26 protein-coding genes are annotated in these 26,378 nt (G+C 71.7%); 17 read left to right on the forward strand and 9 right to left on the reverse strand.

All coding sequences use genetic code 11. The features are described 5' to 3' along the window. Positions 1-2 precede the first annotated feature (2 nt). Positions 3-737 carry a CDP-alcohol phosphatidyltransferase family protein gene (locus ABD663_RS13625; protein ID WP_344739428.1) on the reverse strand — a complete coding sequence of 245 codons (735 nt, stop codon included), beginning with the start codon at positions 735-737 and terminating at the stop codon, positions 3-5. Between ABD663_RS13625 and ABD663_RS13630 the strand changes: the two genes are divergently transcribed. The 7 genes from ABD663_RS13630 to ABD663_RS13660 are packed head-to-tail and all read left to right on the forward strand — an operon-like array spanning position 723 to position 7,261. After that, complete coding sequence (locus tag ABD663_RS13630; RefSeq protein WP_344739430.1) at positions 723-1,712, forward strand: zinc-dependent alcohol dehydrogenase; 990 nt, start codon at positions 723-725, stop codon at positions 1,710-1,712. The genes ABD663_RS13625 and ABD663_RS13630 overlap by 15 nt on opposite strands. Next, entirely contained in the window at positions 1,709-2,104 is a 396-nt protein-coding gene (locus ABD663_RS13635; protein WP_344739432.1) for a 6-pyruvoyl trahydropterin synthase family protein, read from the forward strand. Before ABD663_RS13630 ends, ABD663_RS13635 begins: the two co-directional genes overlap by 4 nt. Then, positions 2,101-3,135 carry a glycosyltransferase family 4 protein gene (locus ABD663_RS13640; protein ID WP_344739434.1) on the forward strand — a complete coding sequence of 345 codons (1,035 nt, stop codon included), beginning with the start codon at positions 2,101-2,103 and terminating at the stop codon, positions 3,133-3,135. The genes ABD663_RS13635 and ABD663_RS13640 overlap by 4 nt, the downstream gene beginning before the upstream one ends. Continuing rightward, positions 3,132-3,929: a class I SAM-dependent methyltransferase gene (locus tag ABD663_RS13645; protein WP_344739436.1), complete on the forward strand. Its 798-nt coding sequence runs from the start codon at positions 3,132-3,134 to the stop codon at positions 3,927-3,929. Before ABD663_RS13640 ends, ABD663_RS13645 begins: the two co-directional genes overlap by 4 nt. Further along, positions 3,926-4,894 (forward strand): lysylphosphatidylglycerol synthase transmembrane domain-containing protein, encoded by a 969-nt coding sequence (locus ABD663_RS13650; protein WP_344739438.1) that lies wholly within the window; start codon positions 3,926-3,928, stop codon positions 4,892-4,894. Before ABD663_RS13645 ends, ABD663_RS13650 begins: the two co-directional genes overlap by 4 nt. Next, positions 4,891-5,616 (forward strand): RibD family protein, encoded by a 726-nt coding sequence (locus ABD663_RS13655; protein WP_344739440.1) that lies wholly within the window; start codon positions 4,891-4,893, stop codon positions 5,614-5,616. Before ABD663_RS13650 ends, ABD663_RS13655 begins: the two co-directional genes overlap by 4 nt. Positions 5,617-5,629: 13 nt before the next feature. After that, a complete protein-coding gene (locus tag ABD663_RS13660) occupies positions 5,630-7,261 on the forward strand; it encodes an alkaline phosphatase family protein (protein WP_344739442.1) in 1,632 nt (543 codons plus the stop codon). A gap of 53 nt (positions 7,262-7,314) precedes the next feature. On the opposite strand, the gene ABD663_RS13665 is transcribed toward ABD663_RS13660, so the two are convergent. Beyond that, a complete protein-coding gene (locus ABD663_RS13665) occupies positions 7,315-7,875 on the reverse strand; it encodes a YceI family protein (RefSeq protein ID WP_344739444.1) in 561 nt (186 codons plus the stop codon). Positions 7,876-7,969: 94 nt separating this feature from the next. Then, a complete protein-coding gene (locus ABD663_RS13670) occupies positions 7,970-8,425 on the reverse strand; it encodes an SRPBCC family protein (RefSeq protein WP_344739446.1) in 456 nt (151 codons plus the stop codon). A 273-nt stretch (positions 8,426-8,698) separates the two neighbouring features. Here ABD663_RS13670 and ABD663_RS13675 point away from each other — a divergent pair, with 273 nt between their 5' ends. Further along, positions 8,699-9,625 carry an alpha/beta hydrolase gene (locus ABD663_RS13675; RefSeq protein ID WP_344739448.1) on the forward strand — a complete coding sequence of 309 codons (927 nt, stop codon included), beginning with the start codon at positions 8,699-8,701 and terminating at the stop codon, positions 9,623-9,625. Positions 9,626-9,639: 14 nt separating this feature from the next. Here the strand turns inward: ABD663_RS13675 and ABD663_RS13680 are convergent, their stop codons facing one another. The 5 genes from ABD663_RS13680 to ABD663_RS13700 form a co-directional block, all read right to left on the reverse strand. Next, positions 9,640-10,389: a glycosyltransferase family 2 protein gene (locus tag ABD663_RS13680; RefSeq protein ID WP_344739450.1), complete on the reverse strand. Its 750-nt coding sequence runs from the start codon at positions 10,387-10,389 to the stop codon at positions 9,640-9,642. Further along, entirely contained in the window at positions 10,386-11,708 is a 1,323-nt protein-coding gene (locus tag ABD663_RS13685) for a PIG-L family deacetylase (protein WP_344739451.1), read from the reverse strand. Before ABD663_RS13685 ends, ABD663_RS13680 begins: the two co-directional genes overlap by 4 nt. Next, complete coding sequence (locus tag ABD663_RS13690) at positions 11,705-12,772, reverse strand: acyl-CoA dehydrogenase (RefSeq protein WP_344739453.1); 1,068 nt, start codon at positions 12,770-12,772, stop codon at positions 11,705-11,707. The genes ABD663_RS13685 and ABD663_RS13690 overlap by 4 nt, the downstream gene beginning before the upstream one ends. A 38-nt stretch (positions 12,773-12,810) precedes the next feature. Then, complete coding sequence (locus tag ABD663_RS13695; protein WP_344739455.1) at positions 12,811-13,389, reverse strand: Dps family protein; 579 nt, start codon at positions 13,387-13,389, stop codon at positions 12,811-12,813. Positions 13,390-13,494: 105 nt separating this feature from the next. Next, entirely contained in the window at positions 13,495-14,121 is a 627-nt protein-coding gene (locus ABD663_RS13700; RefSeq protein WP_344739457.1) for a TetR/AcrR family transcriptional regulator, read from the reverse strand. Positions 14,122-14,186: 65 nt separating this feature from the next. Here ABD663_RS13700 and ABD663_RS13705 point away from each other — a divergent pair, with 65 nt between their 5' ends. From ABD663_RS13705 to ABD663_RS13730, 6 genes are all read left to right on the forward strand, one after another. Beyond that, complete coding sequence (locus ABD663_RS13705) at positions 14,187-15,278, forward strand: ABC transporter permease (RefSeq protein ID WP_344739460.1); 1,092 nt, start codon at positions 14,187-14,189, stop codon at positions 15,276-15,278. Further along, a complete protein-coding gene (locus ABD663_RS13710; protein ID WP_344739462.1) occupies positions 15,275-17,053 on the forward strand; it encodes an ATP-binding cassette domain-containing protein in 1,779 nt (592 codons plus the stop codon). The genes ABD663_RS13705 and ABD663_RS13710 overlap by 4 nt, the downstream gene beginning before the upstream one ends. A gap of 79 nt (positions 17,054-17,132) precedes the next feature. Further along, positions 17,133-17,630 (forward strand): bifunctional nuclease family protein, encoded by a 498-nt coding sequence (locus ABD663_RS13715; RefSeq protein WP_344739464.1) that lies wholly within the window; start codon positions 17,133-17,135, stop codon positions 17,628-17,630. 19 nt (positions 17,631-17,649) lie between these two features. Further along, positions 17,650-19,527 (forward strand): alkyl/aryl-sulfatase, encoded by a 1,878-nt coding sequence (locus ABD663_RS13720; RefSeq protein WP_344739466.1) that lies wholly within the window; start codon positions 17,650-17,652, stop codon positions 19,525-19,527. Between the two features lie 7 nt (positions 19,528-19,534). Beyond that, on the forward strand, positions 19,535-20,542 hold the full coding sequence (locus ABD663_RS13725; RefSeq protein ID WP_344739468.1) for a tocopherol cyclase family protein: 1,008 nt from the start codon (positions 19,535-19,537) through the stop codon (positions 20,540-20,542). Between the two features lie 72 nt (positions 20,543-20,614). Beyond that, positions 20,615-21,973, forward strand: a complete 1,359-nt coding sequence (locus ABD663_RS13730) for a pyridoxal phosphate-dependent decarboxylase family protein (protein WP_344740248.1) — start codon at positions 20,615-20,617, stop codon at positions 21,971-21,973. 16 nt (positions 21,974-21,989) lie between these two features. Here the strand turns inward: ABD663_RS13730 and ABD663_RS13735 are convergent, their stop codons facing one another. After that, entirely contained in the window at positions 21,990-22,910 is a 921-nt protein-coding gene (locus tag ABD663_RS13735; RefSeq protein ID WP_344739470.1) for an oxygenase MpaB family protein, read from the reverse strand. A 56-nt stretch (positions 22,911-22,966) separates the two neighbouring features. On the opposite strand from ABD663_RS13735, the gene ABD663_RS13740 reads away from it, so the two are divergent. The 3 genes from ABD663_RS13740 to ABD663_RS13750 all read left to right on the forward strand — a co-directional run bounded on the left by ABD663_RS13740 (position 22,967) and on the right by ABD663_RS13750 (position 26,378). After that, positions 22,967-23,965: a LacI family DNA-binding transcriptional regulator gene (locus ABD663_RS13740; RefSeq protein WP_344739472.1), complete on the forward strand. Its 999-nt coding sequence runs from the start codon at positions 22,967-22,969 to the stop codon at positions 23,963-23,965. Between the two features lie 95 nt (positions 23,966-24,060). Then, positions 24,061-24,786, forward strand: coding sequence for an L-ribulose-5-phosphate 4-epimerase (locus tag ABD663_RS13745; RefSeq protein ID WP_344739474.1), 726 nt, complete (start codon positions 24,061-24,063; stop codon positions 24,784-24,786). After that, on the forward strand, positions 24,783-26,378 hold the full coding sequence (locus tag ABD663_RS13750) for a xylulokinase (RefSeq protein ID WP_344739477.1): 1,596 nt from the start codon (positions 24,783-24,785) through the stop codon (positions 26,376-26,378). The genes ABD663_RS13745 and ABD663_RS13750 overlap by 4 nt, the downstream gene beginning before the upstream one ends.

Below are 26,378 nucleotides of genomic sequence, written 5' to 3' on the forward strand. Positions count from 1 at the left end.
CCTCAGGATGCCGTATCCGGCGCGAGCCCACCAGGGGCGCCCGCCGCCCCGCCCCGGTGGCGCACCAGCCACACGACGTCACGGCCGAACGACTCCGACAGCAGACAGAGGGCGAATGCAGTGACGCCGAGCCCCACCCACGGTGAGCCGATTCCGGATGCTGCGATGACGAGGGCGATCCCCGCCACGGCCGTCACCACCTTGCGCCAGTACCGCGGCGGCAGGGGCGCCCGCATCCAGGGCACGACCCGGCCGACGGCGACGAACGCGTAGCGCAGCAGACCGATCGTGAGCACCCACCAGCCCAGCTCCGACGCGACGAACGCGCTCAGCGCGAGCAGCAGGAACGCGTCGACCTCCATGTCGAACCGCGCACCGAGTTCGCTCGACGTGCCGGTGCGTCGCGCGACCCAGCCGTCGACCGCGTCGAGGACGAGGGCGACCGAGGCGAGGACCACGAGCAGGGGCACCGAGATCGCGTCGGTGAAGGAGGTCGCCACGATCGCCGTCACCAACGCCACGAGCGTCGACCGCGACGCCGTCACGATGTTCGCCGCACCCAAGCGCATGACCCCCCGCGTCCGCAACCCCCTGGCGAGGAGGGTGTTCGAGACGATTAGGTAGAGGAGTCCGGCACCCCATCCCGCCGCAGAGAGCGCGTCCGACGCGTCGACGGCGACCAGTCCGATGACGCCGGCGCCGACCGACCAGAGCGGGGTGAGATGAGCCTTCTGCATCGTGCGAAAGCGTATTGGCTGGAGGCGCCGGGTGAGGGCGCGCTCCGCGAGTCGCAGCTCCGCGCGCCGGGGCCGGACGAGGTCGCTGTGCGCACCCTGTACACCGGGATCAGCCGCGGTACCGAAGCGCTCGTGCACCGCGGCGAGGTTCCCGCCGGCGAGAGGGACCGGATGCGCGCCCCCTTCCAGGAGGGCGACTTCCCCGGGCCGGTCAAGTACGGGTACCTCAACGTGGGCGTCGTCGAGCGGGGTCCCGCGCCGCTTCGGGGTCGCACGGTCTTCACACTCCACCCGCACCAGTCCTCCTTCGTGGTCCCCGCCTCGTCGGTCGTGCCGGTCCCGGACGACGTGCCGCCCCGACGGGCGGTGCTCGCCGGTGCGGTCGAGACGGCGATCAACATCCTGTGGGATGCCGCGCCGCTCGTCGGCGACCGCGTCACCGTGATCGGTGGGGGCATGATCGGACTGGCAGTCGCGCGCGTGGCCCGCGGCATCCCGGGCGTGGACCTCGTCGTCGTCGACGTGGATCGCGGAAAGTCCGACGCATGCCGCCGGCTGGACGTCGCCTACGCCCACCCCGGCAGTGCGCCCGTCGACCGCGACATCGTCATCGACACGAGCGGTTCGGACGAGGGACTCCAGCTCGCACTGGAGTCGACCGTGACCGACGGAGAGGTGGTCGAGGCCAGCTGGTTCGGCGATCGCCCGGTGCGCCTGCACCTGGGCGGCGACTTCCACGCACGGCGTCTGACGATCCGCTCCAGCCAGGTCGGCGCGGTCTCCCCGCGGCGGCGAGGCACCCGTCGTCCGCACGATCGGCTCGCGCTCGCGCTCGATCTGCTGCGCGATGACGCCTTCGACGTGCTGCTGACCGGCGAGTCGTCATGGCGGGATCTGCCGACCGTGATGGCCGCGATCGCGTCCGGCGCGGCACCTGGACTGTGTCACACCATCGACTGGAGGGATGCCGGATGACCTACTCCGTGACCGTCCGCGACCACATCATGGTCGCCCACAGCCTCGCCGGCGAGAGCTTCGGACCCGCGCAGCGTCTGCACGGCGCGACGTTCGTCGTCGACGCGACCTTCCGCGCGCGCGAGCTCGACCCCGACGGGGTCGTCGTCGACATCGGGCGGGCGTCGACGGTGCTCGGCGGCATCCTCTCCGAGCTCTCGTACCGGAACCTCGACGAGGAGCCGGCCTTCCAGGGCGTCAACACCACGACCGAGCGACTGTGCGGCGTGATCACCGACCGCCTCGTCGCCGCACTGCGCGACGGACGCCTCGGGCAGGCTGCGCTGTCGGGGATCGCGGTGACGCTGCACGAATCGCACATCGCGTGGGCATCGTTCGAGGTGGCTCTGTGACGGATGCCGCCACGCTCGCGTTCGTCGTCCCGCGCGGCGTCGACGATCCTGCGCGCGTGAGCGGCGGCAGCGTCTTCGACCGCCGACTCGCCGACGCGCTCGTCGCGCGCGGTCGTCCGGTGCGCGTCGTCGAGGTCGGTGCGACGCCGGCAGCGCTCGCAGACGTTTTCGACGACATCCCCGACGGTGCACCGGTGCTCATCGACGGACTCGTCGCGCGCGCGGGACCCGATGTGCTCGAGCGGCACGCCGGACGCGTGCGGACGGCGGTGCTCGCGCACATGGTGACGGCCGCGTTCGCCGACGCTGCCGAGCACGAGATCAGCGCCGAACGGCGGGCGTTCCGGTCGGCGAGCACCGTGATCGCCACGAGCGACTGGACGCAGCGTCGCCTGATCGACGACGAGGGCGTTCGCCGCGAGCGGGTCGTCGTCGTCGCACCCGGCACGGATCCGGCGCCCGTCTCGCTGGGAACACCGGATGGCGCTGCGCTGCTGTGCGTCGGCACGGTCGCGCCGCACAAGGGACAGGACGTGCTCGTGGAGGCGCTCCGGGGCGTCGGCACCGATCATCCTTGGCACTGCACGATCGTTGGTTCGGTCGAGGGGAGTCCCCCTTTCGTGGCGCACGTGCGCACGCGGGCGCGCCGGGCGGGGATCGAGGATCGGCTGTCCTTCGCCGGCGTCCTCGACCGCGCCCACTTGGAGCGGGCCTACCGCCGCGCGGATCTGGTGGTCGCACCCTCGCGGGTGGAGAGTTACGGCATGGCCATCGCCGAAGCCCTGCGGCGCGGCATCCCCGTCGTCGCCAGCGACGTCGGCGGCATCCCGCAGGCGGTCGGGGTGGGCGGTGCGGCGCTGTTGGTGCCACCGGACCGCCCTGATCTGCTCGGCCGCGCCCTGGGCGCGTGGCTGACCGATCCGGGCCTGCGCGAACGGCTCACGAATCGTGCACGGTCGACGCGCCGCGAGCGGCCGACGTGGAGCGAGGCCGCCGCTCGTGTCGACGCGATCGTGGCGGGCCTGTCGTGACCGCGATCGTGCCGGTGTCGGCGGACTGGCTCGCGCTTCGCGAGCCGGCCGACGGACGGGCACGCTCACTGCCCCTCGCGCGACGCGCGGCCGCGCTCGCCGGCAGTCCTGCCGTCGTGCATGATCTGGGAAGCGGCACCGGATCGATGATGCGGTGGCTCGCCCCGCATCTCGATCCCCGGCAGAGCTGGGTGCTGCACGACTGGAACGACATGCTGCTCGACCGCGCGGTCGAGCAGCACCCCGTGCCCGGCGCGGTCCGGACGCACGTCGTCGACATCGCGCGCCTGCAGGCCGCCGACCTGGCCGGCGCGACGCTCGTGACCGCGTCGGCGCTGCTTGATGTTCTCACCGCCGACGAACTCGCCGCCATCGTCGAGGCGTGCGTCGCGGTCGGAGCTCCTGTCCTGTTCGCCTTGAGCGTGGTCGGTCGCGTGCAGATCGATCCGCCCGACGGTGACGACGGATCGTTCGAGGCCGCCTTCAACGCTCACCAACGGCGTGTCGTGGGTGGGCGCCGACTGCTCGGTCCGGATGGGGTGGGCCGTGCGCGCGTCCTGTTCGCCGATGCGGGCTGGTCGGTCGAGGAGACGTCGACCCCGTGGCGACTCGACGCGACCGACGGGGCCCTGGTCACCGACTGGCTCGACGGCTGGCTGGACGCCGCCGTCGAGCAGCGTCCCGAGCTGGCTTCGCGCGCTGCGGCGTCGTCGGAGCGCAGAGCGTCGCACAGGGACGCCGGGATGCTGCGGGTCACCGTCCACCACCGCGATCTGCTGGCGTGGCCGCCATGACCGTGACGTCGACGACCACCCACGCCTCGACGCTGTCGGCGTCGCCGCGCGTGCGCGCGCTGCTGCGCGCGGCGGTCGGACTCGGCATCCTGGTCGCGGTGGTGGTGCAGGTCGGCGCCGAACCGTTCGTGGCGGGTCTCGCCGCGGTGTCGGTGCCGACGGCGGCGATCGCTCTCGGGCTCGGCGCGATCGCGACGGTCGCGGCGGCGTGGCGGTGGCGAGTGGTCGCGGCCGGCCTCGGACTGCGCCTCGATCGCGGGCCTGCGATCGAGGCGTACTACCGGTCGCAGTTCCTCAATTCCGTGCTGCCGGGCGGCATCGTCGGCGACGTGCACCGGGTGGTATGGCACGGGCGCGGCGCCCGTGCCATGGCCGACGCCGCGCGCGCCGTCGCGGCCGAACGTGCAGCCGGTCAGGCGGTGCAGCTGATCGCTGCGGTGGTCGTTCTGATCCTGCTGCGGGAGTACGCTTCGCTCTCGGCGCTCGGGGCGGTGATCCTCGCCCTCGTCGGCGTCGTCGCGGTGGGGGCGATCATCGCCGCGGTCAGTCGGCGGGTGCGCGTGATCCTCGCTCGCGAGGTCGCGCTGCTGCGCACCGCATTCGGCTCGACCCGCGCGATCGCGGGCGTCACGGCGGCATCCCTGGTCGTGATCGCGTGCCACGTCGTGACCTTCGTGGTCGCCGCGCAGGCGGTGGGGGTCGATGCGCCGACTCCTCAGCTCGTCTCGGTGTCGGTGATCGCGGTGCTCGCCGGCGGCATCCCGCTCGGGATCGGCGGGTGGGGTCCGAGGGAGGGCGTCGCGGCGTGGGCGTTCGCCTCCGTCGGCCTCGGCGCGGCCTCGGGTCTGGCGGCGTCGACGGCCTTCGGGGTGCTCGCGCTGATCGCGGTCGCACCCGGTGCCGTCGTGGTCGCGGCATCCGCACGCCGTGGTCGGGACCACGCCCGACGCGAGGGGGCGGCATGACCCGGCCCTACGTGCTGCTCAGCTGCGCCATGTCGATGGACGGCTACCTCGACAACGCGACGCCGTGCAAGCTGGCGCTCTCGAACGCGGCCGACTTCGACCGCGTCGACGGTCTGCGTGCCGAGTGCGACGCCATCATGGTCGGCGCGTCGACGGTGCGTCGCGACGACCCCCGTCTGCTCGTGCGCAGCCAGCGGCGCCGTCGGGAACGCGTCGAGGCGGGGCGCACGCCGTCGCCTATGAAGGTCACCGTCACCGCGTCGGGAGACCTGCCGTCGACGGCGGCCTTCTTCACCGCGGGTGACGGTGTCGACAAGATCGTCTTCTGTCCGTCGGCGTGCGCGCCCGCGGTACAGCGGCAGGTCGGCGCCCTCGCCCGCGTGATACCCCTCGGACCGGAGGCCACCGTGGCGGGCGTGGTCGACGGCCTCGCCGAGCTGGGCGTCGAGCGCCTCATGGTGGAGGGTGGCGGAAGGCTGCTCACCCAGTTCCTCGTCGCCGATCTGGCCGACGAGCTCCAGTTGGTGATCGCGCCGTTCTTCGTCGGCGAGACGGGCGCGCCGCGGTTCGTCGAGGCCGGTTCCTTCCCGTGGACCTCCACCCGGCGCGCTGCGCTCGCCGACGTCCGCCCGATCGGCGACGTGGTGCTGCTTCGCTACGCCCTGTCGGAGCGCTGCGACCGGGCCGTGTCCGACGATGCCGCCCCTCCCTTCCCGACCTGACCGCGGCGGAGCCATGCCATCCGGGCCTCACCCCACCCCACGGCGCGGTTCGCGCGTCGTCTCGGCCGTCGCGGTCGCCGCCGTCGTCGCGGCTCCGCTGCTGGCCTCCGCGCTCTCGCGTGGGAGTCCGGACGCACTGCTCGCCGTCCCCGTCGAGCCGCTCGCGGTGGCGCTCCTGCTGCTCGCCGTCGCGGCGCGAGGGGTCCGGATGCTGGTGGCGGGGCTGTTCGGGCTCACGGTGATGCTGGCGCTCGCCGTCGCGGCGCTCGACCTCGCGTTCACCGCCACGATCGATCGCCGATTCGATCCGGTGCAGGATGCGGGCGCGGTCGCTGCCGCCGTCGGTGTGGTGGCGGACGCGACCGGACCCGCGATGGCCGGGCTCGCCGTCGGCGGCGCCGCGCTCGCGCTGGTCGCCGGGGCAGCGGGGCTCGCGGCGGCGGCGCTGCGTGTGGGGCGTGCCGCCGACGTCGCCGCGCCGACCGGTCGCGCGGTGGTCACCGCCCTGACGGGGGTGTGGATCGCGGCCGCGCTCACCGGTGCGCAGCTCGTGCCGGGCGTGCCGTTCGCGGCCGGGCCCGCGGCATCGGTGCTCACCCAGGCATCCGCCCGCGCCGTGCAGAGCGTGCACGACGACGCCGCGTTCGAGCGAGCGCTCGGGTCAGATCCGCTCGCGGCGGCCGACGACTCCCGGTTGCTCGCCGGGCTCGAAGGGAAGGACGTCGTGTTCGCCTTCGTCGAGAGCTACGGCGAGGTCGCGTTGCGGCCGGCCCCTTTCACCGACCGGATCGCGGCCACCCTGCGTGCGGGGGAGGACCAGCTCGCGCGCGACGGCTACACGGCGCGCAGTGCCCTGCTCGAGTCACCGACGTTCGGCGGAGTGAGCTGGCTCGCACACGCCACTCTCCAGAGCGGCGTCTGGGTCGATTCTCAGGGCAAGTACGACCGCCTGACGTCGGGCGACCGGCGGACGCTCACGAGCCTGTTCTCCGCGGCCGGATGGCGCACCGTCGCCGTCGTGCCGTCGAACACCGAGCCGTGGCCGCTCGCGTCGACGTTCTACGGCTACGACGCCGTGCTCGACGCGCGCAACTCGGGCTATCGGGGCCCCGGGTTCGGCTACGCCCGTATGCCCGATCAGTTCACCTGGCAGGTGTTCCACGACCATGCCGCCTCGACGGGGGCGACACCCGTGATGGCCGAGATCGACCTCGTCTCGTCGCACACACCCTGGACGCCGACACCGCGCCTCGTGCCGTGGCATCGTCTCGGCGACGGCACGGTGTTCGAGGGTCACGGCGACGGCCAGCCGTCGCCGATGGAGGTGTGGGGCGATCCCGACCGCGTGCGTGACCGGTATGCGGAGTCGCTCGCGTACTCCCTCGGTGCCGCGTTCTCATACCTGCGCGAGCACTCGCAGCGCGACCTCGTGCTCGTGCTCGTCGGCGACCACCAGCCGGCTCGCATCGTCAGCGGCAGCGGGGCCGATCGCGACGTGCCCGTCACCGTGATCGCGCAGGACCCGGCGGTGTTCGAGCAGATCTCGTCGTGGGGGTGGCAGCCGGGACTGCACCCGTCAGCGGATGCTCCGCGTTGGCGGATGGACGAGTTCCGCGATCGCTTCGTCGCCGCGTTCTCGGGGTGAGACGGGGCGGGACCGGCCCTTCCGGACCGGCCCCGCGCGACATCCGTCGTTCGTCAGCTCTGCAGCGAACCCTGCAGGTCGAGAGTGATCGCGATGTCCTTGCCGACGAGCACGCCACCGGTCTCGAGGGCGGCGTTCCACGTCAGACCGAAGTCCTCGCGGTTGATGACCGTCTGCGCGGTGGCGCCGGCCTTGTAGTTGCCCCACGGGTCGGCGCCGAAGCCGCCGAAGTCGAACTCGAAGGTCACCGGCTTGGTGACTCCGCGGATGGTGAGGTCGCCGTCGACGAGGAAGTCGCCGTCGTCGATCCGCACGCCGGTCGAGACGAAGTCGATCGTGGGGTGGTTCTCGACGTCGAAGAAGTCGGCCGAGCGCAGGTGGCCGTCGCGACCCTCATCCTTCGTGTCGACCGACGCGACGTCCACGGTCGCCGTGACCTGGGCGTCGAGCGGGTTCTCGGGGGCGACCAATGTGGCCTGCTTGATGTTGAAGGCGCCGCGCACCTTGGAGATCATCATGTGGCGCACGCTGAAGCCGACCTCGCTGTGCGAGGGGTCGAGGGTCCAGGTGCCCGCCTTGTAGCCGGGAACGTCGATCGTCGTGGTGTCGGTCATGGGAGTCCTTTCGAGGATGGGTCGCTTCCGTGGGACCAACCCACTCCCGGCGGGATCTATTCCGGTGAATGTAAATCCCGCAGGCAGGGTGTCGTCAGGCGTCGACGTCGCCCCGCCATGCACCGCTCTCGACGCCCTGGGCCTCGATGAACCGCTTGAAGTTGTCGAGGTCCTTCTTCACGGCGTGGCTCGCGACGCCCACCAGCGCGCCCGCCTTCTCGAGCAGGCCGTCCGGCTCCCAGTCGATCTGGACCGTCACCCGTGACGTCGAGTCCGACAGCTTGTGGAAGGTCACCGCGCCCGCGTGGGCGGTCTCGCCGCCCGTGCTGGTCCACGCGACGCGCTCATCGGGATGCTGCTCGGTGACGACGGCGTCGAACTCGCGCTGGACACCGCCCACCTCGACGACCCAGTGCAGCTTCGTGTCGTCGAGCTGCGTGACCGAGGTCACCTCGTCGAGGAACTTCGGAAAGCTCTCGAACTGCGTCCACTGGTTGTAAGCGGTCTCGACGGGGACGTCGACGTCGATGGTCTCGATGATCTGTGCCATCTTCTCCTCCTCAGGTCGGGAGACCATTGCACCCCGTCCTGCCCGCGCAGGGAGGGGACTTGACATTCCGTGGGGGCCCCGCCGACAATGCCGACCCCGGGCTCAGGCCGATGGGCGCGTGGCCTCGAAGCGGTCGTCGCCGTGGACCGCGATCAGGTCGACCATGACCCCGGTGTCGCGGATCGTCCTGCGCGGCACCATCGTCGCACCGACCGCACGGGTAACCTGCCGTCGCCGGGCGAGACCCGAAGCCGACCGGCCGGAGGAACGCCCGTGGACTTGAGCGATATCGACCCCGCGCTGCGCGACGCCGCCAGGCGCGTGCCGAAGCTGCCGATCCTGACCGGCTTCGGCCGAGCGGTCACCGCCGCCGCGCTTCGGCTCGCCCCCGGCGCGAGGGTCGACGGCGTCGAACGCCGGATCGTGCGCGAGGGCGCGGTCAACGTCCGCGTGTACACGCCCGCGGACGCCTCGGGCGCTGCGCTGCTGTGGATGCACGGCGGGGGCCTCGTGATCGGCGCGGCCGCCATGGACGATCGATTCTGCGGCGTGACGGCTCGCGAGACCGGCGTGACGATCGTCTCGGTCGACTATCGCCTGCCTCCGCGGCATCCCTTCCCCGAGCCGCTGGACGACTGCGCCGCCGCATTCCAGTGGATGCGCGCGCACGCGACCGAGCTCGGCGTCGACCCGCTGCGGGTCGCGGTCGGCGGGCAGAGCGCCGGAGGGGGACTCGCCGCCGCCCTCGTGCAGCGCCTCCACGACCAAGGGGTGGAGCTGGCCGCCCAGTGGCTGTTCTGCCCGATGCTCGACGATCGCACCGCCGTCGATCGCCGCCTCGACGCGGCGGAGCACTACGTGTGGGACAACCGCAGGAATCTCGTCGGCTGGCGCGCGTACCTCGGCGACGAGGTCGGCGCGGCAGTACTGCCGCCGTACGCGTCGGCGGCGCGTCGAGACGACCTGCGCGGCCTGCCGCCGACGTGGAGCTACGCCTCCGACGTCGAGCTCTTCTACGCGGAGGCTCGCGCCTACGCCGACCGGCTGAGGGCCGCCGGAGTGCAGGTGCACTTCGAGACCGTGCCTGGGGCGCCGCACGGCTTCGAGGCGTTCGCCACCGACAGCGCGCCCGCGCAGGCACTGCTCGCGGGTGCGCGCGGATGGCTGCGTGCACGCCTCGAGGTCGCTTCCGCGTCCTGAGCCCGCGGCTCGGCTCAGAGCAGCGCGATCTCGGCCGCGCGGTCGGATCCGGCCACCGCGGCGAGCGACTCCAGATCGTCGCGCAGATAGCGTGCGTACCCGTCCGGCGCGCGGCCCACACCCCGCCCGCTGGTGCGGACCCAGGCGGCATCCGATGCGACGATGCGGGCTCCGGCCGCTCGGGTCGCGTCGACGAGCGCGACGTCCTCGTGGGCCGCGACAGGGGGGAAGCCGCACGCGGCGAGGTAGGTCGACGCGCGGATGCCGAGGTTCGCACCGTGCACGTGCCCGTTGGCCACGCCGGGTACGTGAGTGCGCCACCACGCCGCGCTCTGGCGCTCGGTCAGGTCGCGGAAGTCGGGGCGGACCGTGCCGATGACGACGTCGGCTCCGTCTCGCGCGAGTCGCAGCTGGTGCACGAGCCAGTGTGGCGGGACGACGCTGTCGGCATCGGTGTGCGCCAGCCACAGCGACGACAGCGCGGCCTCGCCGAAGTCCGCCAGAGCGCTCTCGATCGCGGCACGTCTCGCCGCCCCGACCCGCCGCTGCGTGAGGGCGACTGTGTGCACCCCGGCGGCGCGCGCGATGGCCTCGGAGCGGTCGGAGCAGTCATCGAGCGCGACCCACGTGTCGACGGACACTCCGCCGGCCTGAGCGGCGCGCGCCGCGAGCGCGACCGACTCCAGGCACGCCCCGAGCAGTTCCTCTTCGTCGTGCGCGGGGATCGCGACGACGACACCGTCGATCGCGTCCTGCGCGTTCACCGCGATTCCTCGTCGTCGGCGCGGAAGACCTCGAGCAGGAACGGATCCTCGGCGTGGGTCAGCACTCGACGGAAGAGTCCGCTCGCGCGGATCGCCGCGTGGACGTCGTCTCCGGCGAGCGCGCGGCCGTCGATGCGCGGTCGGTGGTGGCAGACGACGAGCTCGCCGTCGGGGGCGAGGCACCCTCGGATCCGGCGGAGCGCATCGGCCAGCTCGGCCGCCGACCAGTAGTAGGCGAGCTCGGACAGCACCACCAGATCGAATCTGCCGTCGGGCCACTCGCCGGGCGCCCGCTGCTGCAGGAGACGGGCGTGGGGAACCCGCGCATGGGCCTTGGCCAGAGCCGCGTCGACGACATCGACGGCGGTGATCCGGGCCGACCGTGCGGCGAGCAGCTCGGTGAGCAGTCCCGTCGCGCAGCCGAGTTCGAGCACGTGCTCGTACCGCTGTCGGGGCAGCGACGCGACGATGAGCTCGCGTTTGCGGCGCTCGTACCACCGTGACTCGAAGCCCCACGGGTCGTCGTGGCGTTCGTAGAACGCCCGGAACCACGACGGATCCACCGACACGTCGTGCCCCCCGACGTCTTCAATGTAGACCTCGACCTTCCGCTCGAAGTGGCTGCGCATTCCGGCATGGAGCATCGGGGGTTCGGCCGGCGACGGAGGCGTGAGCTGGCTCACGTGCCGATCGACGGCACCCACCTTGGCCGCGTGGGCGTGGTCGTCCAGGGTGAGCGTTCGCCACGCAGCGGTGTCGACGCTCTCGGACGACGCCCAGTGCCACATCCAGATCGGGTACTGCACGACGCGGACTCCTGCACCGGCGAGCCGCGCGGCGACCGAGCCGACGATCCGGTGATCGCGGTGACCGTCGCCGTGCCACGGTGTGACCAGGAGCGTCCGGGTACCCGCCGCCGCCGTCGACAGTGTGCCGGCGATCGCCGATCGTACGTCGGCCTCGTGCTCGCGCAGTCCCCCGTCGGGGAGGGCGGCGTACGTGAGGGCGATTCCGTCCCCGAGCTCTGCGAGTGCATCGACGGTTTCGCGTCGCCGCGTGCGGGCGACGGCGGTCGGCGAGGCGCCGTCGGCGCCCGACTCATGTCCATCCGTGAGGACGATCACCATGACCGGGATGCCACGGGCGCGCGCCGTCGCGATGAGTCCTGCCGCGCCGAGCGTCTCGTCGTCGGGGTGCGCTGCGACCACGACGACCCGGTCGCAGTCCAGATTCAGCGCAGCAGCGTCTTGCCACGGCGCCGCCTCGGCCCAGTGTCGTTCGTCGGTTCCCGGATCCCGGTGGTCGAAGGTGAGGGTCACGACGTCGCCAACAATCTGCCGAGGCGGGTGAAGTCGCGCTCTGCATGGTGCTGCCTGAGGTAGATGCGAAGGTCGGCGACGCGTCGCGCATGACGTTCGTCGATGGTCAGCGGCGCCGGCCCGAGTGCGTGATCGGCGAGGGTGAGGATGCGCTCGGCGTGCGTCGCGGTCACCGATCGCGCTCGCTCGGCCGTGATCGCGAGATCGCGGGAGGCGATGCCGGCGTCGACGAGCGTCGCGGCCTCGGTGAGCAGTGCCCGCACGGTCCAGAACGCCGAGTCGACTTCGCCCGCATGCATCGCGGCGATCTGGTCGGCGTCGTCTCGCGCGGCCCTCGCGACGACGGCGCGGACCAGGGGTGCCGTCGCACCCCACCACACGGCGGCGACTCCCATCCCGCCCCATGCGAATCCCGAGCGCGTGTAGTACCAGCCGTCGTCTCCGATCGAAACGGCGGGCACGTCGGCGAAGTCGACCGGTGCGCTCACCACCTTGTTCAGGCCGCGGGCGACCCAGGGCCCGCGATGGCAGGTGACCCCTTCGTTGCGCAGCGACACCGCGAACAGGCGTCTCGTGTCGGGGCCCGTCCACGCGGTGACCAGTGCATGCGAGACCACGGCCGCGAGCGAGCACCACTGCTTCCGACCGGTCAGCACCCAGCCATCGCCCGAGCGCCGTGCTTCCAGACGCGTGCCCTCCGCGGCGAACACACCCCACGACGAGTCGTCGCCCGCGCCGACCGCCGAGAGCGCAGCCGTGACGGACAGACCGTCGTCACGAGCCTGGGCGAGGATCGCGAGGGCGTCCAGATGGGGCTCGAGCACGCGTGCGGCGGTCACATCGAGCGCGGCCGTGGATGCGAGCACCTCCCATGCGCCGTGCGTGCGACCCGACCCCGGCAGCGGCGTGCGCCGACCGCTCTCCACGGCCCAGTCGACCGTGGCGGCGACGTGGGTCCCGAGCAGGGGGACTTGCCGCGCGGCGTCCAGCACGGAGGCCGCGGCGCCGGATGCCCGGTGCCCGAGCGGGTGCAGCGAGAGGGGTTGATCGGCGGGTTCGATCACGGCGGAAACGGGCCGGGGGGCTTCCCGCAGCGCCGTACTCAACGCCGACCCGACGGCGTGCGGTTCTCGGCACTGACCATCCATGCGAACTGCTCGAGCTTCTCGAGGACGCCGTGCAGGATGTCCGCGCTCGTCGGGTCCTCCTCGTCGACGCCGTCGTGCACATCGCGGCACGTCGCCACCACGGCCTCGAGGCGCTCGGTGACGAGGTCGACGACCTCGGACGTGTCGATCTCGCCCTGCGGGAACTCGGGCAAGGTGGTGGTCTGCGCGACGACATCGCTGCGGCCGTCGGGCAGAGCGTGGAGCGCGCGCATACGCTCGGCGACGACATCGCCGAGTTCGCGCGCGGCGTCGATGATCTCGTCCAGCTGGCGATGCGTGTCGCGGAAGTTCGATCCGACGACGTTCCAGTGGGCCTGCTTGCCCTGCAGGGACAGTTCGATGAGGTCGACCAGAACGCGCTGGAGGCTCTCGCTCAGCGTCGTGGACGCGCGGAACCCGCTCTCGGCGTTCTGCTCGTCGGTGAGCCGTGCGCCGGCGCCGCCCTTCGCGGGACGCCGGCGGTTCGGTGCGGTCTTCGTCGATGCGGACGCGGGCTTCGTCTTGGTGGCCATCGCTTCTCCTTCGGGGGGCGGTGGCATCACGTTAATTCGGGGCGTGGGGATCCGTACGGGGATTGATTCCCACCTGCCGGGGTGCTAGCCGATCGACCGGTTCGCTCACCCCTCGAGGTCGCCGGTCAGGTAGCGCTGCAGCGTCGGACCGACGGCGGCGACGACCTCGTCGGGCGTCGCCTCGGCGATCGGCGGCAGCTCGATCACGTAGCGCGTGACGATGAGGCCGACGATCTGACTGGCCACCAGGCCCGCGCGGCGGCGTGCGTCGTCGCCGCCGCCGAGTCGCGTGGTGATGCGGCGCAGGATCTCGCGCGACACGAACCCGACCAGGATGTTCGCGGTGCGCTTGCTGCCCATCATCGCGCGCATCACCGCGATGCCCCGGCGGCGGAAATCCGGCTGCTCCCACAGATCGAGCAGGAAGCGCACGAGCCGCTCGCCAGCTCCATCGAGGTCGCCGTCGAGGATCTCGGGCAGGAACCGCGCCGGCTGCATCGGGGCGTCGATGACGGCGGTGAACAGATCGGCCTTGCTGCCGAAGTAGTGGTGCACCAGCGCGGGGTCGACATCGGCGCGCGCGGCGATCGACCGGATGGTCGCCGCGTCGTAGCCGTGCGCTTCGAACTCGGCCACGGCGGCATCGAGGATGCGCTCGCGTGCGTCCGTGGCGCCTCCGCTCGGGCGTCCGCGACGGCGACGACGCGGCACCGGGAGCGCGGGATCGGCCATGCCGAAACCCTACGTGCTGCACTCGGGGCTTGCCAGATATTCACTGCTCGTTGAATAATGCGGACATGCGCGCTGTCTTCTTCAAGGAGTTCCAGGAACTGCGACGGGATCGCCGCACGCTCGGGATGCTCGTGGTCATGCCCCTGCTGCTGCTGATCATCTTCGGCTACGCGGCCAACTTCACCGTCGACGAGTTCGACGTCGCCATCGTGGGCGCCGACGCCGACACCGTCGACACGCAGATCGAGGACACCGAGGACCTCGCCGAACACCTGAACGTCGTCTCGATCGACGCCGACGCCACCGCCGACGATGCCGAGGACATCCTGCGCGACGGCAAGGCCGATGTCGCGATCGACGCCGAGTCCGATCAGATCACCGTGTATCTCGACGGATCGAACCTGTTCGCCGCGCAGTCGGCGCAGGTGCTGTTCAGCCAGGTGCAGCAGCAGATGGGGCAGAACCCCCAGGCGCCCCCGCTCGAGATCGACATCCTCTTCAACCCGGATCTCAAGACCTCGTGGGTGATGATCCCCGCCATCATCGGCCTGATCCTCACCTTCATCGGCACGATCATCACGAGCATCGGGCTGGTGCGCGAGCGCGAGGCGGGCACGCTCGAACAGCTCGCGGTCATGCCGCTGAAGGCCAGCTCGGTGATCCTGGGCAAGGTGATGCCGTATTTCCTGCTGGCATCCTTCGACATGGCGCTCATCGCGCTGCTGGGGATCTGGCTCTTCGACGTGCCGTTCGTCGGCAGCGTCTGGGTCTTCATCCTCGGCGCCGCGCTGTTCCTGTTCGCGGTGCTCGGCATCGGCGTGCTGATCTCATCCGTGTCGCAGACGTCCGGCCAGGCGATCCAGCTCGCGATGATGACGTTGCTGCCGCAGATCCTGCTCTCGGGCATGATCTTCCCGCTCGACGCGATGGCGGCGGGTGTGCGGTGGATCGGCTACCTGCTGCCGCTGACCTACTTCACGATGATCTCGCAGGGCGTCATGCTGCGCGGGGCGCCGCTCGATTCCCTCTGGCTGCCGCTCACCGTCCTCGCCGTCATGGCCGTCGTGATCTTCGGCCTCGCCGTCGTTCGCCTCCACGCGAGCCTCTCGCCGGCGCGGCCGCGCAAGCCCGCGCGTGCCCACGGGAAGCGCTCGTGAGCGGGCTCGGGGTCGACGGCCTCCGCGTCGCACTCGGCGACACGGTCGCGCTCGACGACGTCTCGCTCGCGGTGCCGGCGGGTGAGGTGACGGCCGTGGTCGGCGGTGACGGCGCGGGCAAGTCGACGCTGCTGCGCGTGCTCGCGGGCCGGGTCGGTGCGGTGTCCGGAGCGATCCGCACTCTGCCGCAGGCCGATATCGGCTACCAGCCGTCGACGTCAGGGGTGTGGGGCAATCTGAGCGTGTCCGAGAACATCGAGTTCGTCGGCAGTTCGTACGGCATGTCCGCCAAGGCGGTGCGCGCTCGCGGAGACGAGCTGCTCCAGCGGGCGGGGCTCGCGGATGCCCGGACGCGACTTGGACGCGCGCTGTCGGGCGGCATGCGGCAGAAGCTCGGCTTCGTCCTGGCGATCCTGCATGAGCCGCGGCTGATCCTGCTCGACGAGCCCAGCACCGGGGTCGACCCCGTCAGCCGTGTGGAGCTGTGGCGACTCATCTCGGCGGCGGCTTCGGGCGAAACCGCGGTGCTCATGGCCACGACCTACCTCGATGAGGCGGCGCGCGCGGCGTCCGTCACCGCGCTCGACGCCGGTGCCGTCATCGCCGCGGGCCGGCCCGACGAGATCATCGCCGGAGTTCCGGGTGCGATCGGGATGCTTCGTCCCGGCATCGCGGTGCCGCCTCGCTCATGGCGCCGGGGCGTCGAGCGCCACACGTGGGTTCCCGAGGGGACGCCGCTCGACGGTGCCGATCCGATCGCGTCGCCCGACCTCGAGGATGCGCTCATCGCCCTCACCCTCGCGCGGCGCGCAGTGGCCGACGACGAGGCATCCGCCCATCCGCGGCGAGCGGCACGGCGGGCGAGCGCCGAGGATGCCGCGAGCCCGACCATCGACGAACCTGCGTCCGCGGCACCCGGCGCGGTCGTCGCCGAGGGGCGTGACGTCACCCGGCGCTTCGGCTCCCACATCGCGGTCGACGCCGTGAGCCTCGACGTGCGGGCCGGTGAGGTCGTCGGCCTCATCGGCGCGAACGGGGCGGGCAAGACGACGTTCCTGCGCGCCCTCATCGGCCTCGATCGTCCCGACGACGGTCAGGTCGGGCTGTTCGGCGCGCCCCCGGACGCGGCATCCGGTCGACGACTCGGATATGTGCCGCAGGGCCTCGGACTGTTCCGCACGATCAGTGTCGCGCAGAACGTCGAGTTCTTCTCGCGCGTGTACGGCACCCCCGAGATCGCGCTGCCGCCGTCGCTGGCGGCGGTGTCGCAGCGCGTGGTCGAGTCCATCGGGCTCGGCCGGCAGCGGCAGCTCGCGTTCGCGCTCGCGCTCGGGCACGACCCCGAGCTGCTCGTACTCGACGAGCCGACCTCGGGGGTCGACCCGCTGTCGCGGGCGCGGCTGTGGGACGTCATCCACGCGCAGGCCGATGCCGGGCGCGGCGTTCTCGTCACGACCCACTACCTGCAGGAGGCCGAGCAGTGTACGCGCCTTGCGCTGCTGTCGCAGGGGAGGCTCATCGGCGCGGGCTCGGTCGCCGACCTCACGACCGGGGTCACCGCCGTCCTCGTGCGCTCGCCGCAGTGGCAGCAGGCGTTCACGGCGCTCGGCGACGCGGGCCTGCCGACGATGCTGTCGGGCCGCGCGGTGCGGGTCGCCGGCGTCGACGTCGATCGCGTGCGTGACGCGCTCCGCGGCATCGATGCGCAGGTCGAGCAGGTCGCACCGACCCTCGAAGAGGCGATGGTGCTGCGCGAGACCGTACCCGCCGCGTGAGGCCGCTCGGCAGCACGGGTCACACACGGCGGCATCCGTCCTACGATGGCTGGAGCCCCCGATGCGAAGGGAGGCGGCCATGGTCCAGGTGCGGGTCGCCGGCGTCGCCCTCGACGCCTCCCAGCAGCATGTGATCCTGCTCAAACCCCTGGACGAACTGCCGGGCAAGGGCAAGCTGCTTCCGATCTGGATCGGATCCCAGGAGGCCACGTCGATCCTCATCGCCATCGAAGGGGCCGCGGCGCCGCGCCCGCTCGCGCATGATCTGATGCGGTCGATGCTGGACACGCTCGGAGCCGGGGTCGAGCGTGTCGAGGTCACGAAGATCGACGACGGCACCTTCTACGCCGAGATCGGGCTCACGACGTCGTCGGGTGATCGACACGTCGACGCGCGTCCGTCCGATGCCGTCGCCCTCGCGTCCCGCGTGGGCGCGCCGATCTGGGTCGCGGACGCCGTGATGGAGGAAGCCGGCGTTCCCGATGTGTTCACCACCGCCGACGATGCTGAGGAGAGCGTCGACGAGTTCAAGAAGTTCCTCGACGACGTGGAACCAGACGACTTCCTCGATGGCTGACCTCGACAAGGAGTAACCAATGCCCCCGAAAGACGCGACCGCTGCGGTCCGTGAATCCAACAGCGCCGTGCGCGACGCGCTGCCGTTCGACGACACGACAGACTTCGACCTCGCCGATCGAGGCTTCATCGCGACCCTCGACGACGGCGCGATCCGCAACGCCTCGGGCGACGTGGTGTGGGATGCCGCCGGCTACGGCTTCGTCACCGGCGACGCCCCCGACACCGTCAACCCCAGCCTGTGGCGCCAGTCGACTCTCGTGTCGAAGCATGGTCTCTACGAGGTCGTCGAGGGCATCTACCAGGTGCGCGGCTTCGACCTGTCGAACATCACCTTCGTCGAGAGCGACAACGGCGTGATCGTCATCGACCCGCTCATCTCGGAGGAGACCGCGGCCGCGGCGCTCGCGCTGTACCGCGCGCATCGCGGCGACCGCAAGGTCGTGGCGGTCATCTTCTCGCACAGCCACATCGACCACTTCGGCGGCGTGCTCGGCGTGACCTCGCAGGCAGACGTCGACTCGGGTGCCGTGCAGATCATCGCGCCCGACGGCTTCCTCGAGCACGCGATCGAGGAGAACGTCTACGCGGGCACCGCGATGGGCCGCCGCGCCGGGTACATGTACGGCGCCAAGCTGCCCCGCGGGCCGAAGGGGCAGGTCGGCGCGGGGCTCGGGCAGACGACGTCGACCGGTGTCGCCGGCATCCTCGTCCCGACGCTCACGATCACGACGACGGGCGAGAGCCACACGATCGACGGGGTCGAGATCGAATTCCAGATGGCGCCCGGCACCGAGGCGCCCTCCGAGATGCACTTCTACTTCCCGGCGTGGCGCGCGCTGTGCATCGCCGAGAACGCGACGCACACGATGCACAACATCCTCACGCTGCGTGGTGCCGTCGTGCGCGACCCCCGCATCTGGTCGCACTACCTGAACGAGGCCATCGAGCTCTACGGCGACCGCAGCGACGTCATCTTCTCGCCCCATCACTGGCCGACCTGGGGCGGTGACGGCGTGGTCGAGCTGCTGTCGAACACACGCGACCTCTACTCGTACATCCATGATCAGACGCTGCGGTTGCTCAACAAGGGCCTCACCGGCACCGAGATCGCCGAGCAGATCACGCTTCCTCCGGCGCTCGAGCACACGTGGAGCGCACGCGGCTACTACGGCTCGCTCAGCCACAACGTCAAGGCCGTCTACCAGCGGTACATGGGCTGGTTCGACGGCAACCCGGCGCGGCTCTGGCCGCATCCGCCGGCGGCGCTCGCAGAGCGGTACGTCGCGGCGATGGGTGGGATCGACGCCGTCGTGGGTCTCGCCCAGACCGCCTTCGACGCCGGGGACTTCCGGTGGGCGGCGACGCTGCTCGACCACGCGATCTTCGTCCAGACCGACCACGCCGCCGCCCGCGAGCTGTACGCCGACACGCTGGAACAGTTGGGCTACCAGGCCGAGAACGGCACCTGGCGCAACTTCTTCCTGTCCGGCGCCTACGAGCTGCGCGAGGGCAACTTCGGCACGCCGACCGCGACCAACGCGCCGACGATCCTGGCCGAGCTCTCGCCGGAGCAGGTCTTCGATGCCCTCGCCATCACCATCGACGCACCGCGCGCGTGGGACCTCGCCTCGATCACCGACGTCACGATCAGCGACCTCGGCCGCAGCTTCCGCCTGCGGCTGCGCAACGGCGTGCTCACCTACATCGAGCGAGAGCCGGCCGACGGCGCCGATCTCACGATCCGACTCACGAAGCAGCGGCTGCTGCAGCTCGCAGCCGGCGACACGTCCACCGACGGCATCGAGGTCGAGGGCGACTTCTCGGCACTGGCCGACCTGTTCTCGGTGCTCGACCCCGGCGATCCCAACTTCGGCATCGTCGAGCCGTTGCCCTAGGTCGCGCATGCGGTCTCCGGCGGCGTGGCTGCGCGGCGTGCGGCATCCCGAGGCCTTCCACGGCCACGGGGTCGCACGCGGGTTCTTCGAGGGCTGGTACGTCAAGCTCGTCTCGGCCGATCGCGCGCAGCGGTGGGCGGTGATCCCCGGCATCTTCCAGGGGCTCGAGCGTGGGAAGACCGCCGACGATGAGGCGTTCGTGCAGGTGCTCGACGGGCTGACCGGCCGATCGTGGTACCACCGGTTCGACGCGGCGGAGTTCGAGGCATCCGATCGGGAGTTCGAGGTTCGCGTCGGACCCAACCGGTTCTCGGCGTCCGGCGCCGACCTCGACCTGCCGCAGCTGCAGGGCCGGGTCGAGTTCACCTCCGCGCTCGAACCCTGGCCGGTGACGGTGCGCGAGCCGGGGATCATGGGCTGGTACGGGCTGGTGCCGTTCATGGAGTGCTTCCACGGCATCGTGTCGTTCGGGCACGGGTTGTCCGGCACCCTCGACGTCGAGGGATCCGACGTCTCGTTCGACGGCGGCCGCGGCTACATCGAAAAGGATTGGGGCCGTGCATTCCCGTCGGGGTATGTGTGGCTCGCGAGCAACCACGTGGACGCCACGACCGGCGACGCGACGGATGCCTCGCTGATCGCGTCGGTCGCGATCATCCCGTGGCTGGGCGGCAGCTTCCGGGGCTCGATCATCGGCTTCCGGCACGGCGGTCGCCTGCACAAGTGGACGACGTACAACCGCTCGCGCGAGACCGGTCTCGAGATCACCGACACGCACGTGCGGTGGAGCGTCGGCGGTCCTGACGGGACGCTCGAGCTCGATGCCGAGCGTGTGCGCGGCGGTCTGCTGCACGCCCCGTTGCGCACGGCCATGCACCAGCGGGTCGAAGAGACCCTCGACGCGCGCGTGCGCTTGCGGCATCGCGACCTCGACGGACGCGTGCTGCTGGAGGGAATCGCCGAGTGCGCCGGATTGGAGGTCTTCGGCGACATCGAACGCCTCCTCGCGCTGTGACCGGGGCCGTAGACTTCGGGCGCCCCTGTTCCCCGTTCCTCGGAGGCATCCGTGTCAGATTCACCCACCGGAATGCACGCGCTGACGCCGCAGACCCGCGCGACCGTCGACGGCGTCATCGATTACGCACGCAAGCGCGTCATCTATGAAGACGTGCCGCTGGATCTGCCGCAGACGATGATCGAGCTCGCTGAGACGGCATCCGGATCGATCTCTGCCGAGGGCATGGGATCCGACCGGGCGATCGCCCTCTTCGAGGATGTGCTCGCCCCGACGTGCCTGTCCACCGACCATCCCGGGTACCTGTCGTTCATCCCGTCCGCGCCGACCAAGGCGGCCAGCGCGTTCGACCTCGTCGTGTCGGCCTCGTCGATCTACGGCGGCTCGTGGCTCGAAGGGGCGGGCGCTGTCTTCGCCGAGAACGAGGTGCTGCACTGGCTCGCGGGTGAGTTCGGTCTGCCTGCGGGCAGCGGCGGTGTGTTCGTGCAGGGCGGCACGATCGGCAACCTGTCGGCGCTCGTCACCGCGCGTGACGTCGCCCGCCGTCGCCGCCGCGCCGAGGGCCTGCCCGACCCGCGGCGCTGGATCGTGGTGTGCAGCGCCGAGGCGCACTCGTCGATCGCCTCGGCCGCCGAGATCATGGACGTCGACGTCGCTCCGGCCACACCGGGTGAGGACGGCCGTCTGCATGGCGACGCCGTCGCCCGTGCGCTGGACGAGCACGGCGATGCGGTGTTCGCGGTCGTCGCGACCGGCGGCACCACCAACTTCGGCATCGTCGACGACATCGCCTCGATCGCCGACGCCGCGACCGCGCGGGGTGTCTGGCTGCACATCGACGGGGCGTACGGGCTCGCGGCGATGCTCGTCGAGAGCATGCGGCCCGCGTTCGCGGGCGTCGAGCGCGCCGACTCGGTCATCGTCGACCCGCACAAGTGGCTGTTCGCGCCCTTCGACGCGTGCGCCCTGATCTATCGCGACCCGGATGCCGCCCGCCTCGCCCACACGCAGAAGGCCGAGTACCTCGACACCCTGACCGACTCGCCCGACTGGAACCCCTCCGACCTCGCGGTGCAGCTGACGCGCCGCGCACGCGGCCTGCCGCTGTGGTTCTCGCTCGCGGCGCACGGCACCGACCAGTACCGCGCCGCCATCGCGCACGGCATCGACCTGGCGCGCCGGATCGCCGACGAGATCGAGGCCCGCGACGGCCTGTCGCTGGTGCGGCAGCCGCAGCTGTCGGTCGTGGTGTTCCGCCGCGAGGGCTGGACGATGGCCGACTATCAGGCGTGGTCCGATCGGCTCCTGCGCGAGCAGCTCGCGTTCGTGGTGCCGAGCTCCCACGCGGGCGAGCCGGTGCTGCGCTTCGCGATCATCAGCCCGCTCACCTCGTACGAGCTGCTGGTCGAGGTGCTCGACACCCTGGGCTGACCTCGCATGGTGCGGCTCAGACGCCGAGACGCCGCACACGCACACGGGCGCGGTCGTTGGCGCGCGGACCGCCGGAACTGAGGGCGCGCCCGGCGACGGCGAGCACCAGCCGCGTCGTCGTGATCACCGGCAGCGGCAGGCGCCGGAGGCCGAGCATCCGCCGGTAGCGCGTCGGGATGGTCGCGACGGCCGAGGCGAACAGGCCGCGGTAGGCGATGCCCATCACGCCGGGCCAGGGCGGCCGCCGCAGGAACCCCACGACCTCGGCGACGCGGGCGTCGCCGCGCAGCTCACCGCGGTCGGCGAAGCCGTCGAGCCGCGCGGTCAGATCATCCGCCGACAGCGGCGGGTCGGCGACGTGCATGAGGCGCCCCGCCGTGGCCCAGTCGGCGACATAGGCGTCGTCGCCGCCGGGGATGGGCCCGCCCCAGTGGCGGTGGCAGGTCAGGAACGAGTCCGTGAAGGCGAGATGCACCCACTCGACGAGCTCGGCGTCCGCTGCGGAGTAGCGACGCTCGGCGCCCGCGCCGGCGGTGTAGGTGCCCGCCACCCGCTCGTGCAGCCGCGCGACGCGGGCCGTCTCGTCCCCGGCTTGGGCCGTCGATCCGTAGGTGACGCAGATGATCCACCGCACGGTGCCGGCGAGGCGTCCGAGCGGGTCTTCGCGATACCGCGACCAGTCGTGCACGCCGGCGAGGGCGCCGGGATGCAGCGCCTGCATCAGCAGGGCACGGATGCCGGCGACGAGCGTGCCCATGCCGGCGTGCACCGTCCAGGCCGGTCCGTCCTCGGCGAAGTACCCGGCGTCGTCGCCGTCTTCGAGCCGCAGCACCCACGGCGGTGCGCCGTCGGGGTCGCCCGACAGGGCGGTGAGCAGTGTCGATCGCAGCGCCGACCGACGCGTGTCGCGGGTGTGCGTCACGCGCTCGCTGCTCATGGCTCCAGCGTGCCATGTGCCGAGCCCGGCGGCGTCGCGCGCTAGCCTGTGCACTCGTGAGCACTCCCTCCGCGCGCGGTTCCGGCCGCGTCGGCGTGCGGCAGGTCGCGCAGGCGGCAGGGGTGTCGACTCAGACGGTGTCGCGCGTCATCAACGACCACCCGAACCTGCGGCCCGAGACGCGGCGGCGCGTGCTCGACGCGATGGCCGCGCTCGGCTACCGCGTGAACAATGCCGCGCGCGCTCTCGGCACGCGGACCACCCGCACGATCGGCCTCCTCGCCTCCGACGCCACCCTCTTCGGCCCCTCGGCCGGCATCGCCGCGCTCGAGGCCGCCGCTCGCGATGCGGGCCGATGGATCGCCACGGCCTACGCCGCGGCCGCCGATGAGGCATCGGTCGTCGCCGCGGCATCGCACCTGCGCGACCAGGGCGTCGACGGGATCGTCGTCCTGGCACCGCATGCCGGCACCCTGCCCACGATCGTCCGCACGCATGCCGACGTTCCGGTGGCGGCGCTGCACGCAGGTCCGGGCGCCGATGCGCAACGGCGTGCGGCCGCCCTGGCCGTCGCCCATCTCGCCGGTCTCGGCCATCGCCGCATCGCTCGCGTCTCGGGCCCCTCCGACTGGCTCGAAGCCGCCGCGCGCGACGAGGGTGTGGACGGGGCGATGGCGTCCGCGGGAGTGACGCCCGGTCCGTCGTGGGTCGGCGACTGGTCGGCGGCCTCCGGGGCGGCGCTGGCACCCGAGGTGGTCGATGCGATCGTCGCGCCGAACGGCCCGACCGCGGTCGCTGTCGCCAACGACCAGATGGCGTTGGGTCTGATCGCGGGCTTGCGCGAACGAGGCATCGACGTGCCGGGCGTGGTCAGCGTCACCGGCTTCGACGACAATCCGGATGCCGCCTACTACCGGCCCGCGCTGACGACGGTACGGCTCGATCTCGACGGCGAGGCGCGCCGCGTCGTCGCCGAGATGATCGGCGCGCAGTATTCGCCCGTGAAACCGCCCGTGCTCGTGGTGCGCGCGTCGTCCGCGTCTCCGCCGGCATGACCGCCGAAGGAGCGGGCCGGAACGCATCATCGCTGGCGCACAGGGAGTGTTACCGGTAACATCGGCGACGTTCGCACGACGCCGATGGAGGACCCGTGACGCTGTTCAGCCCCGATGTCGAGGCGGCCATCATGCAGGTGCGCGTCGATGTCGCTCGCCTCCACGGCGAGCTCGTCCGCTACGGCCTGGTCGTGTGGACGGGCGGAAACGTGTCGGGTCGCGTGCCCGGCGCCGATCTGTTCGTCATCAAGCCGAGCGGTGTGGGCTACGACGACCTCACCGCGGAGAACATGATCCTGTGCGACCTCGACGGCGTCGTCGTCTCCGGCACGTCGGGCAGCGAGCGCAGCCCGTCGAGCGACACCGCGGCGCATGCGTACGTCTACCGCCACATGCCCGACGTCGGCGGCGTCGTCCACACGCACTCCACCTTTGCGGTCGCGTGGGCCGCGCGTGGCGAGGAGATCCCGTGCGTCATCACGGGCATGGCCGACGAGTTCGGCGGGCCGATCCCGATCGGCCCCTTCGCGATCATCGGCGATGACTCCATCGGCCGTGGAATCGTCGATACGCTGCGCGGGCATCGCTCGCGAGCTGTGCTCATGCTGAATCACGGCCCGTTCACGATCGGAGTCACGGCCGCCGACGCGGTCAAGGCGGCCGTGATGTGCGAAGACGCCGCGCGCACGGTGCATCTCGCGCGTGAAGCAGGACCGCTGATCCCGATCCCGCAGGAGAAGATCGACGCCCTCTACGCCCGCTACCAGAACGTGTACGGGCAGGCGGGCGACGACCGTCGCGACGACGGGGTCACGTCGTGAGCGCCGCCGGCGCCGAGGCGATCTCATCGGGCCGCACAGCCTTGGGCATCGAGTTCGGCTCGACCCGCATCAAGGCGTGCCTGATCGACGCCGACGACCCGGCGACCGTGCTCGCCGTCGGCGGCCACGACTGGGAGAACCGCTTCGAGGGCCGCACGTGGACCTACGCGCTCGACGACGTGTGGGCAGGTCTGCAGTCGGCGTTCGGCGCCCTCGTCGCCGACGCCGAGGAGCGGCACGGCGTGCGTCCGGACACGTTCGGCGCGATCGGCATCTCCGCGATGATGCACGGCTACCTGGCCTTCGACGAGGCGGGCGACCTGCTCGTCCCCTTCCGCACGTGGCGGAACACGACCACCGGCCGGGCCGCAGAAGAGCTCTCGACGCTCTTCGGCGTCAACATCCCGCTGCGGTGGTCGATCGCCCACCTGCACCAGGCCGTCCTCGACGACGAGGCGCACGTGCCCGGCATCCGGTCGATCACGACCCTCGCGGGGTACGTGCACGAGCGGCTCACCGGCCGCGGCGTGCTCGGCGTCGGCGACGCGTCGGGCATGTTCCCGATCGACCCCGCCGCGCGCGACTACGACGAGCGGATGCTGCGCACCTACGACGACCTCGTCTCCGGCACCGCGCTCTCCCGGCCGCTGCGCGACCTGCTGCCCGAGGTGCTCGTCGCGGGGCGATCCGCCGGCACGCTGACAGCGGGGGGTGCGCTGCTGATCGATCCGACCGGCAGCCTGCGTCCCGGCATCCCGTTCTGCCCGCCCGAGGGCGATGCGGGCACGGGGATGGTCGCCACGAATGCCGTCGCCCCGAGGACGGGAAACGTGAGCGCCGGCACAAGCGTCTTCGCGATGGTCGTGCTCGAGCATCCGCCGGCAGCGGCGCATGACGAGCTCGATGTCGTGACGACCCCGTCAGGCGACCCGGTCGCGATGGTGCACTGCAACAACGGCGCGAGCGAGCTGGCCGCGTGGGCCGCGATGTTCGGGCGATTCGCCGCCGCAGCCGGCTCGCCGCTCGAGCAGGATGCCGTCTTCGAGACCCTGCTCGGCGAGGCGCTCTCGGGTCCCGCGGATGCCGGGGGAGTCGTCGTCTACAACCATCTGGCCGGCGAGCCGATCATCGGCCTCGACGAGGGCCGGCCGATGGTGGTGCGCGCGCCCGACAGCGCCCTGACGTTGGGATCGTTCATGCGCGCACAGGTGTACGGCGTGTTCGGCACGCTGTCGATCGGGATGCGCGTCCTCGCCGACGAGGGCGTGATGGTCGAGCGCATGTTCGCGCACGGCGGGGTCTTCCGCACCGCGGGGGTCGCGCAGCGCTTTCTCGCTGCGGCGCTCGATGCACCCGTCGCGGTCGGCGACACCGCATCGGAGGGTGGTGCGTGGGGGATCGCGGTGCTGGCCGCCTACCTCGCGCACGCACCCCGCCGCGCACTCGGCGACTACCTCGACGGCACCGTGTTCGCGAGCGCCGCCGTCGACGTCGCCGACCCCGACCCCGAAGCCGTGGCCGGCTACGCCGCCTACCTCGACCGATACATCGCCGGTCTCGCCGCCGAGCGCGCCGCGGTCGACGCACTCTGA

It is taken from the genome of Microbacterium awajiense (assembly GCF_039536545.1).
In the GTDB taxonomy this organism is placed as follows: domain Bacteria; phylum Actinomycetota; class Actinomycetes; order Actinomycetales; family Microbacteriaceae; genus Microbacterium; species Microbacterium awajiense.

Excerpts from the sequence above, each read along its gene's own strand:
- ABD663_RS13630 (WP_344739430.1), top strand. The coding sequence starts at position 723 with ATGAGCCTTCTGCATCGTGCGAAAGCGTATTGGCTGGAGGCGCCGGGT.
- ABD663_RS13625 (WP_344739428.1), bottom strand. The coding sequence starts at position 737 with ATGCAGAAGGCTCATCTCACCCCGCTCTGGTCGGTCGGCGCCGGCGTC.
- ABD663_RS13635 (WP_344739432.1), top strand. The coding sequence starts at position 1,709 with ATGACCTACTCCGTGACCGTCCGCGACCACATCATGGTCGCCCACAGC.
- ABD663_RS13650 (WP_344739438.1), top strand. The coding sequence starts at position 3,926 with ATGACCGTGACGTCGACGACCACCCACGCCTCGACGCTGTCGGCGTCG.
- ABD663_RS13655 (WP_344739440.1), top strand. The coding sequence starts at position 4,891 with ATGACCCGGCCCTACGTGCTGCTCAGCTGCGCCATGTCGATGGACGGC.
- ABD663_RS13660 (WP_344739442.1), top strand. The coding sequence starts at position 5,630 with ATGCCATCCGGGCCTCACCCCACCCCACGGCGCGGTTCGCGCGTCGTC.
- ABD663_RS13665 (WP_344739444.1), bottom strand. The coding sequence starts at position 7,875 with ATGACCGACACCACGACGATCGACGTTCCCGGCTACAAGGCGGGCACC.
- ABD663_RS13670 (WP_344739446.1), bottom strand. The coding sequence starts at position 8,425 with ATGGCACAGATCATCGAGACCATCGACGTCGACGTCCCCGTCGAGACC.
- ABD663_RS13695 (WP_344739455.1), bottom strand. The coding sequence starts at position 13,389 with ATGGCCACCAAGACGAAGCCCGCGTCCGCATCGACGAAGACCGCACCG.
- ABD663_RS13700 (WP_344739457.1), bottom strand. The coding sequence starts at position 14,121 with ATGGCCGATCCCGCGCTCCCGGTGCCGCGTCGTCGCCGTCGCGGACGC.
- ABD663_RS13705 (WP_344739460.1), top strand. The coding sequence starts at position 14,187 with ATGCGCGCTGTCTTCTTCAAGGAGTTCCAGGAACTGCGACGGGATCGC.
- ABD663_RS13715 (WP_344739464.1), top strand. The coding sequence starts at position 17,133 with ATGGTCCAGGTGCGGGTCGCCGGCGTCGCCCTCGACGCCTCCCAGCAG.
- ABD663_RS13720 (WP_344739466.1), top strand. The coding sequence starts at position 17,650 with ATGCCCCCGAAAGACGCGACCGCTGCGGTCCGTGAATCCAACAGCGCC.
- ABD663_RS13725 (WP_344739468.1), top strand. The coding sequence starts at position 19,535 with ATGCGGTCTCCGGCGGCGTGGCTGCGCGGCGTGCGGCATCCCGAGGCC.
- ABD663_RS13730 (WP_344740248.1), top strand. The coding sequence starts at position 20,615 with ATGCACGCGCTGACGCCGCAGACCCGCGCGACCGTCGACGGCGTCATC.
- ABD663_RS13735 (WP_344739470.1), bottom strand. The coding sequence starts at position 22,910 with ATGAGCAGCGAGCGCGTGACGCACACCCGCGACACGCGTCGGTCGGCG.